Annotated in this window: 7 protein-coding genes; 3 read left to right on the top strand and 4 right to left on the bottom strand. The window is 65.1% G+C overall.

Features of this window, described 5'->3' with window-relative positions; all coding sequences use genetic code 11:
• Nucleotides 1-59: 59 nt before the first annotated feature.
• From Y708_RS27085 to Y708_RS0121350, 3 genes are all read left to right on the top strand, one after another.
• Nucleotides 60-1142, top strand: a complete 1083-nt coding sequence (locus Y708_RS27085; protein WP_035777231.1) for a uroporphyrinogen-III synthase — start codon at nucleotides 60-62, stop codon at nucleotides 1140-1142.
• 55 nt (nucleotides 1143-1197) lie between these two features.
• Nucleotides 1198-1470 (top strand): hypothetical protein, encoded by a 273-nt coding sequence (locus tag Y708_RS0121355; RefSeq protein WP_028281480.1) that lies wholly within the window; start codon nucleotides 1198-1200, stop codon nucleotides 1468-1470.
• A 189-nt stretch (nucleotides 1471-1659) separates the two neighbouring features.
• Nucleotides 1660-2559, top strand: coding sequence for a hypothetical protein (locus tag Y708_RS0121350; RefSeq protein ID WP_253905924.1), 900 nt, complete (start codon nucleotides 1660-1662; stop codon nucleotides 2557-2559).
• Here the strand turns inward: Y708_RS0121350 and Y708_RS0121345 are convergent.
• From Y708_RS0121345 to mfd, 4 genes are all read right to left on the bottom strand, one after another.
• The gene (locus Y708_RS0121345) at nucleotides 2556-3419 is read right to left on the bottom strand and encodes an aldehyde dehydrogenase family protein (protein WP_028281478.1); all 864 of its coding nucleotides are present in this window, start codon (nucleotides 3417-3419) and stop codon (nucleotides 2556-2558) included. The two genes, Y708_RS0121350 and Y708_RS0121345, sit on opposite strands and share 4 nt — an antisense overlap.
• Entirely contained in the window at nucleotides 3416-4924 is a 1509-nt protein-coding gene (locus Y708_RS27080) for an aldehyde dehydrogenase family protein (protein WP_035777207.1), read from the bottom strand. The genes Y708_RS0121345 and Y708_RS27080 overlap by 4 nt, the downstream gene beginning before the upstream one ends.
• A 10-nt stretch (nucleotides 4925-4934) precedes the next feature.
• The gene (deoC, locus tag Y708_RS0121335) at nucleotides 4935-5951 is read right to left on the bottom strand and encodes a deoxyribose-phosphate aldolase (protein WP_035777230.1); all 1017 of its coding nucleotides are present in this window, start codon (nucleotides 5949-5951) and stop codon (nucleotides 4935-4937) included.
• Between the two features lie 155 nt (nucleotides 5952-6106).
• On the bottom strand, nucleotides 6107-9324 hold a 3218-nt coding region (gene mfd / locus Y708_RS27075; RefSeq protein WP_081747111.1), incomplete at its 5' end, for a transcription-repair coupling factor.

Below are 9324 nucleotides of genomic sequence, written 5' to 3'. Positions count from 1 at the left end.
CGGCGCGGGTTGAAGCGGCCGGGCCCGAACCGGCCGGGACTGCGGAATCCGGCGGTTCCCTGACGGGCTTTCGAATCGGTGTCACGTCGGACCGGCGGTCGGGCGACCTGATCGACGCGCTTCAGCGGCGCGGCGCATCGGTGCTGCACGCTCCGGCTTTGAAGATTGCCCCGGTCGCTGAAGACCTGCCGCTGTTGGAAGACACACGGCGCATCATGGCCGCACGGCCGGACTACGTGGTGGTGACCACCGCCTATGGGCTCCGCCGCTGGTGCGAAGCCGCGGATGCTGCCGGACTGGGAGACAATCTGCTGGAGGTGCTGGGCGGCGCCGGCATCTATGTGCGCGGCCCCAAGGCACGGGGAGCCGTGCGCGCAGCCGGGCTGAACGACGTCGGGATCAGTCATGACGAGACCACGGCGTCGCTGGTGAACATGATGCTGGGGCTGGACCTGCGCGGGCGCACCGTGGCGGTCCAGCTGCACGGCTACACCGATTTCCGGCAGTTGGACCGGCTTCGCCAGGCAGGCGCACAGGTGCTCACCGCAACACCGTACCGCTGGGTGAAACCCGCCGGTACGGATCAGCTCCCGCGGCTGATCGAAGCTGTGTGCGGCGGCGGACTGGACGTGGTGACGTTCACCAGCGCCCCCGCCGTCGACGCCGTGCTGAGCACTGCTTCCGAAATGGGCTACCGGGACCGGTTTATCGGAGCCCTGCGTGGTCAGGTGGCTGCCGTCGTCGTCGGGCCCGTGACGGCGCAGCCGTTGATCGACGTGGGTGTCGCGCCGCTGGTGCCGGAACGGTACCGCATGGGCGCGCTGATTCGGCTGGTGTGTGAGTATCTGGGTCAGCATCGGGTGCTGGAGTATCAAAGCGTGTGCGGTCCCATTGAGCTGCGGGGCAGAAACTTGTCCGTCAACGGCACCGCCATTGAGCTGGCGCCCGCGCCCATGAGCCTGTTCCGGGCGCTGGTGGAAGCGAATGGAGCGGTGTTGTCACGGGAGCACTTGGCCGGTGTGCTACCCGGCGATGCGGGCGAACACGCACTGGATATGACCATCAGCCGGCTGCGGAAGTCCCTGCCGGACGCGAGGCTGGTGGCCACGGTCATTAAGCGGGGATACCGGCTGCACGTCTGAGGTTGGATATGGTTAGGGCAGCACTTAACCACGCACCAGTTCGAGGAGTACCCCCATGGCCCATCCGTCGCAGTCCAAGCAGCCGGTTCGCAAACACCCCACCCACTCCGGCGAGGGACGCCTGCTCGAGAACCTGGTGGTGTTCACGATCATGATGGTGCTGTTCCTGTGCTCGATCGGGGTGCTTGCGTTCGGCACGCTCACCACCGTCTGGCCCTGGGCTGTCTGCCTGGTGCTGTTCTTCCTGGCGTACTGGATTCCGCAGACCATCCTGGGCCGTTCGGACACGGGCGGCAGGCAGACCCCTGAGGCGGAGCGAAAAGCCTGACCCCCTCTTTGCATCGACTCTCCCCAAATGGACGTTCTCAGCCCGGAAATCGCCGGAATAACGTCCATTTGGGGAGAGTCGATCTATGGCTGTGGATAACTTAAGCGGCGTCAGGCTTCCTCGCACATAATCTTTTTCATGCGATACCCTGCTCCCCTCCCAGCCCCCCTTGCTGTTCAGCCCTTCACATTGGCCGAATCCGATCAGCTCGCGGTCAGCCGCCGTCGCCTGCGGACTTCCAACATCATCCGGATCGGTCACGGCATACGGGCACTGGCCGAAGTTGAATCCGAGCTGCCGCAGGTGGCGGGGGCTTTCAGCCGGATCACCACGTCATCCGCGGCCTCCCACCAGACGGCGGGTGCAATCTGGGATTTTCCCTGCTATCTGTGCCAGGAGGAACAGCAGGTATTTCACATCAGCCGCCCCGAGGGAAGTGCTGCGATGCGCCGCCCTGGGGTGACAGGTCATGAATGCAGGCTGTATGAGAATGAAATTATCACCGTGGATGGACTCAACATCACCACCCGGGAACGCACCTGGTTGGACCTCGCGGCCAGACTCACCATCGACGATCTTGTGGTCATCGCCGACCACCTCGTGCGGATTCCGCGGCCACGGTTCGAAGACAGAATTGATCCCTATTGCACGCAATCCGATCTGCTTCGCCTCCTCGAACGGCATCGCGGCAAGCGTGGAATCCGGAAAGCCCGTGAGGCCTTGGACCTCTGTCGGGTCGGCGCCGATTCGCCGCCGGAGACGCGCCTCCGTCTGGCTCTGATCTATGCCGGGCTGCCGGAGCCGCAGGTAAATGTTCCCATCATGGACGCAGACGGCAACGAATATCACGAGCCCGATCTGTCATTCCCCGAGTACAAGGTGTGCGTGGAGTATGACGGATCGACTCATTCCGATGAGGATCAGGTTGAGCGCGACATCAGCCGTGAAGAAAGTGCACGCAGGATCGACTGGATGGAAATCCGGATCTCGAAAAGGCACATGCGCAACGAGGCGAAGCCCGCAGTGTCGAAGGTGCGGACCGCGCTTGTGGGGCGTGGCTGGCGTCCGGACCCGCATCAGGGAGGCTAGAGCAGACCCTTCGTGTGCCACACCGTCTTGGTCTCGGTGAAGAACGTGATCCGGTCAATGGACGCCGCACCCGCATCCGGACCTGATTCCGGCGGCAGCACCCGCTTCAATGTTTCCGCGGCGGCGATCTGCAGGTCCACCCAGTCGAGGTCGCCGGCGCCCAGCAGGTCCAGCGCGTTCACATCCGCGTGCGATGCCAGCCAGGGCGCAATTTCCGCCGGCGATCCGCTCAGCACGTTGATCACACCCGCCGGAACGTCGCTGGTTGCCAGCACTTCGCCCAGACTGAGCGCGGCAAGCGGCGCCTGCTCGCTGGCGATCACGACGACGGCGTTTCCACTCACCAGCACCGGCGCCACAGCGCGCACAAAGCCGAGCAACGAAGCAGAACCCTGCGGTGCGACGACGGCAACCACGCCCGTGGGCTCCGGAACCGAGATGTTGAAATACGGACCCGACACCGCGTTGGCGTTCCCGGCAACCTGCACGTACTTGTCCGCCCAGCCGGCGTACCAGACCCACAGGTCAATGGCCTCGTCCACCTGGGCGGCAGCGGCGGACGCGGACACGCCCTCCGACGCAGCAATTTCCTCCACGAACTGCGCACGGCGTCCATCGAGGATCTCCGCAATCCGATACAGCACCTGCCCGCGGTTGTAGCCGGTGGTTCCGGACCAACCGCTCACTGCGGCGCGGGCCGCTACAACAGCATCCCGGGCGTCCTTGCGGGAGGCCTTGGCGGCGTTGGCCATGAAGCCACCCTTCCTCGACGAAACTTCATACACACGCCCGGATTCGCTGCGGACAAACTTTCCGCCGATGTAGAGCTTGTAGGTCTTGGGAACGGCGAGACGGCTCATTTGGTACCTCCCCTCAGTGCCTTGACAGAAGAAGCGGACGACGAGCGCGAAGACCCCCGCGAAGAAACAGCAGCAGGCGCCAGGTACGCAGCGAGCCCGTGACGGCCGCCCTCGCGCCCATAGCCGGATTCCTTGTACCCGCCAAACGGTGATGCAGGATCAAACTTGTTGAACGTGTTGGCCCAGACCACGCCGGCCCGCAGCTTGTCAGCCACGGCCAGGATGCGGCTGCCCTTGTCGGTCCAGATGCCGGCCGACAGGCCGTATGGCGTGTTGTTCGCCTTCGCGATGGCCTCGGCGGGCGTGCGGAACGTAAGCACGGATAGCACCGGGCCAAAGATCTCATCCCGGGCAATGCGGTGGCTCGTGGACACATTGGTGAACACCGTCGGCGGGAACCAGAAACCCTTATCCGGCAGGGTGCAGGCCGGGCTCCAGCGGGTGGCGCCTTCCTGCTCGCCGATGTCGGACAGTTCACGCATCCGGCCCAGCTGCGATGCCGAGTTGATGGCGCCGACATCGGTGTTCTTATCCAGCGGATCCCCCACCCGAAGCGTGGACAGCCGCTCCTTGAGCCGGTCAACCACCTCGTCGTGCACTGACTCCTGCACCAGCAGACGGGATCCTGCGCAGCAGACCTGCCCCTGGTTGAAGAAGATGCCGTTGACTATGCCCTCGATGGCCTGGTCAATGGGAGCATCGTCGAACACAATATTGGCGCCCTTGCCCCCGAGCTCCAGCGTGAGTTTCTTGGCCGTGCCCGCGGTGGAGCGGGCAATCTCACGGCCCACCGCCGTCGAGCCTGTAAATGCGACCTTGTTCACGTCGGGGTGGTTGACTAAGGCGGAGCCTGTGGCTCCCGCGCCGGTAATGATATTGACGACGCCGGGAGGGAGGTCTGCCTGCTGCAGGATCTCGGCGAACAGCAGGGCAGTGAGCGGCGTGGTTTCGGCGGGCTTGAGCACCACGGTGTTGCCCGCGGCCAAAGCAGGCGCAATCTTCCACGCCAGCATCAGCAGCGGGAAGTTCCACGGGATCACCTGCGCGGCGACGCCCAGGGAACGGGGTGCGGGACCGAGCCCGGCGTAGTCCAGCTTGTCCGCCCAGCCGGCGTAGTAGAAGAACCAGGCGGCAACCAGTGGGATGTCGACGTCGCGGCTTTCCTTGATCGGCTTGCCGTTGTCCAGACTCTCAGCGACGGCAAGCTCGCGCGAGCGTTCCTGCACCAGCCGGGCAATTCGGAAGAGGTACTTGCCGCGGTCAGCGCCGGACAGCTTCGACCAGGTGCGCTCGTATGCGCGGCGGGCGGCGACGACGGCGGTGTCCACGTCCGCCTCGCTGGCACAGGACACGGTGGTGATCTGCTGTTCGGTGGCCGGGGAGATGCTGGTGAAGGATTCGCCCTTGCCTGGCACAAAGTCACCGTTGATGAAGAGCCCGTATTCGCTCTTGAGGTTCAGGATCGACGCCGACTCGGGGGCCGGTGCGTAGTCGAGGAATGTCATGGAAAAGTCCTTAGTCGATCGTGACGTAGGCGGCGCCGGAGTAGTGGCCACTGGAGAGTTTTTGACGCTGCAACAGAACGTCGTTGAGCAGGCTGGAGGCACCGAAGCGGAACAGGTGCGGGGTGAGCCATCCCTCGCCCACTGTCTCGGCGACGGTGACCAGGTACTTGATGGCGTCCTTGGAGGCGCGGATTCCGCCGGCCGGTTTGACACCGATCTTCTCGCCCGTGAGGCGGTGCCAGTCACGGACCACTTCCAGCATGGACAGCGTCACCGGGAGGGTTGCGGCGGGCGCCACCTTGCCGGTGGAGGTCTTGATGAAGTCGCCGCCGGCCAGGATGGCCAGCCAGGACGCACGCCGCACGTTGTCATAAGTAACCAGCTCACCGGTTTCCAGGATGACCTTGAGGTGCGCAAAGCTGCCGTCCGCACGGCGGCAGGCTTCCTTGACGGCAACGATCTCGTCGAACACCTGGCCATAACGGCCGGCGAGGAACGCTCCGCGGTCTATGACCATGTCAATTTCGTCGGCTCCTGCAGCTACCGCATCGGAGGTGTCGGACAGCTTGACCGAGCGGGATGACCGTCCGCTGGGGAAGGCCGTGGCAACCGCCGCGACGTTGATGCGGCCTGACGCGCCGTCGTCGTGCGCTGATCCCAACGCCTCCACGGCGTGGGGAACCATGTCCCCGTACACGCAGACCGCGGCGACGCGGGGGCAGGTCATGTCATCGGGGTCGGGGACCATTGCCTTGGCCACCAGCGACCGGACTTTGCCGGGCGTATCGGACCCCTCCAGCGTGGTGAGGTCGGTCAGCTCGATGATCTTATCCAACGCCCAGGCCTTGGAGGTGGTCTTGATGGAGCGGGTGCCCAGGGCGGCGGCGCGGGCTTCGAGGCCCACCGCGTCGACGCCGGGAATGCCTTCAAGATAGCGGCGCAGGCTGCGTTCGGTCAGGTCCCCGCCGATCACTTCCAGCGCCCTCGACGCCGGGGCAATGCTGGTGACGGTGCGGGTGGTTTCCATGCTCACATGATCTCCGTACTTCCATATCCATGCCGTGCGGGGCGGTTTCCGCTGCCTTCCCCGTGGCGGCGCTGCGGACGGGGGTGTGGGCGTGTGGAACAGGTGGTCGGACCCGCATGGTCGGCTTCGACTTTACCACCCGGTAACCAGCGCAGCTACGCCGCAAACACCGCATCGATCACGTTCTGCGCCCAGGACAGGATCTCCGCGTCCGCCAGGTCGCGGCCACCCACAGGCGCGGTTTTCGGCTTGGGAATCAGCGCCGCGTTCATGGCGGGTTTCACCGAGGATCCGGGGTACATCCGCTTGAGCCGCATCTCCTTCGACTCAGGGAGGTCTGCGGGGGCAAACTTGACGAAGTTGCCCTGCAGCGCCACATCGGTGAGCCCCGCGGCACGCGCACCCACCCGGAACCGGGCCACCGCGATCAGGTTCACCACCGGCGCCGGAGGTTCGCCGTACCGGTCACCCAGTTCAGCAACAACCTCATCGATGGCCTCATGAGTCAGCGCGGAAGCCAGTTTCCGATAGGCCTCCAGGCGGAGCCTCTCCCCCGGCACGTAATCATGCGGCAGGTGGGCGTTGATGGGAAGCTCGATCTTCATTTCGGCGGCCTTCTCCTCGGCCTCGCCGCGGTAGTCGGCCACGGCTTCGCCGACCAGGCGGATGTACAGGTCAAAGCCCACGCCCTGGATATGCCCTGACTGTTCGCCGCCCAACAGGTTTCCGGCGCCGCGGATCTCCAGGTCCTTCAGCGCCAGTTGCATACCGGCGCCCAGCTCGTTGTGGGACGCGACAGCCTTCAGTCGCTCCAGGGCCACCTCGCCCAGCGGCTTCTCGGTGGGATACAGGAAGTAGGCGTAGGCCCGCTCACGGCCACGGCCCACCCGGCCCCTCAGCTGGTGCAACTGGGACAGCCCATAGTTGTCCGCCCGGTCCACAATCAACGTGTTGGCGTTGGAAATGTCCAGGCCGGTTTCGATGATGGTGGTGCAGACCAGCACGTCGAACCGCCTTTCCCAGAAGTCCACGATCATCTGTTCCAGCCGGGACTCGCTCATCTGGCCGTGCGCCACAGCCACCCGGGCCTCCGGAACAAGCTGCTGCAGGTGGGCGGCCGTCCGGTCGATGGATGACACCCGGTTGTGCACAAAGAACACCTGGCCCTCGCGCATCAATTCGCGGCGGATGGCGGCGGACGTCTGCTTGTCGGTGTACGGCCCAACGTAGGTCAGTACCGGATGCCGCTCCTCCGGCGGCGTGGCCAGCGTTGACGTCTCGCGGATCCCGGTCAGGGACATCTCCAGTGTGCGCGGAATCGGCGTGGCGCTCATGGCCAGCACATCCACATTGGTGCGCATCTTCTTCAGCGCTTCCTTGTGCTCCACACCAAAGCGCTGCTCCTCATCCACCACCACCAGGCCAAGGTCCTTGAACTGCACCTCTTTGGAGAGCAGCCGGTGCGTCCCGATCACCACATCAACCGACCCGTTGAGCAGCCCCTCCACCGTCTCCCGGGACTCCTTCGTCGACTGAAAACGGGACAGGGGCTTCACCCGCACCGGAAAGCCGGAGAATCGCTCCGAAAACGTCTCGAAGTGCTGCTGCACCAGCAGCGTGGTGGGCACCAGTACCGCCACCTGCTTGCCGTCCTGCACCGCCTTGAACGCGGCCCGCACCGCGATTTCCGTCTTGCCGTAGCCCACATCACCCGAAACCAACCGGTCCATGGGAATCTCGCGCTCCATGTCCGCCTTGACCTCGTTGATGGTGGTCAGCTGGTCCGGCGTCTCGATGTACGGAAAGGCCTCCTCCAGCTCGCGCTGCCACGGCGTATCCGGACCAAACGCAAAACCGCGCGACGCCATCCGGGCCGAGTACAGCCTGATCAGCTCCCCGGCAATCTCCTTGACCGCCTTGCGCGCCTGGTTCTTGGTCTTGGACCAGTCCGATCCGCCCATCTTGCTCAGCGCCGGCGCATCCCCGCCCACATACCGGGTCACCTGATCCAGCTGGTCGGTTGGCACAAACAGCCGGTCGCCTGGCGCACCGCGTTTGGACGGCGCGTATTCGAGGACCAGGTATTCGCGCACGGCCTTGGTGGGGCCGGCCCCGGTGGAGCGCTGGAGCAGTTCCACAAACCGGGCCACGCCGTGCTGTTCGTGGACCACATGGTCCCCTTCGCGCAACTGCAAAGGGTCGACGGCGTTACGACGTTTGGAGGGCATCTTCCGCATGTCGCGGGTTCCGGAGGCGGAGGTCCGGCCCAGCAGGTCAGCCTCCGTGAGCAGCCCGAGCTTGAGCCCGTCCAGCACAAACCCGCGTCCGGCAGACGCCGTCGTAATCTCAATGATTCCCGGCTGCGGCGGCAACTCCAGCGAATCCACCCGCGACGCCGGAATGTCATTGTCGTGGAACAGTTCGGCCAGGCGCTGCGCCGGACCGGGGCCCTCGGTTGCCACCACAATGCGCCACTGGTCGCGGACCCGCCCGCCAATGAACTCCATCATCTCGGCCACGTCGCCCTGATAGCCGCGCGGCTCGCGGGCCGCGACCGTGAAGGTATCCACCTCGGTCAGCGTGTCATCGGACCCAAAGGACGTAATGGACCACCAGGCCACGTTATTGGCCAGGGCGGCGGAACGCGTGTCGGCCAGTGACCGGAAGCTAGCGGCTTCCAGATCGGCACCAAGCTTCGCAGAGAGATCAACGGGCGCGTTGCCGCCGTCGGACGTTGTTGACCAGGCCGCTGCGAGGAATTCCTCGTTGGTGGCGGCGAGGTCGTGCGCGCGGGCACGCACCTTTTCCGGCTCGATGATCACGGCGATGGACCCGGCCGGCAGCTCCCCCGCAAAGGGAACCATGGCATCCACCAGCACGGGTGCCAGCGACTCCATTCCCTCCACGGCAATCCCGCCGGCAATCTTCTCCAGCATTCCGGCGGCTGCGGGCAGCTCTGACTGCAGCTTCGACGCACGTGACATGACCGACGGCGTAATGAGAATCTCCCGGCACGGCGGCGCATACAACGAGGAGGGCGGAGCTGCGTCATGTGAACTGGTCAGCGACCGCTGGTCCGCCACGGCAAACCAGCGCATCGCCTCCACCTCATCGCCAAAGAACTCAACGCGCACCGGATGGTCCTCGGTGGGCGGGAAGACGTCGATGATCCCGCCGCGCACGGCAAACTCCCCGCGGTGGGTGACCATGTCCACCCGGGAGTACGCTGCGTCGGCGAGCGCCTTGACCACGTCGGTGAACGCCATTTCCTGTCCCACGGTCAGCGTCACGGGTGTCAGTTCGCCCAGTCCGGCGACCAGCGGCTGCACGACGGCGCGGATGGGCGCGGTGATGATCCGCACCGGATCATCAC

It is taken from the genome of Arthrobacter sp. H5 (genome assembly GCF_000520595.1).
Taxonomy (GTDB): domain Bacteria; phylum Actinomycetota; class Actinomycetes; order Actinomycetales; family Micrococcaceae; genus Arthrobacter_D.
Note: the sequence above shows the minus strand (reverse complement) of the source record. Positions and strands in the feature narration are given on the sequence as shown.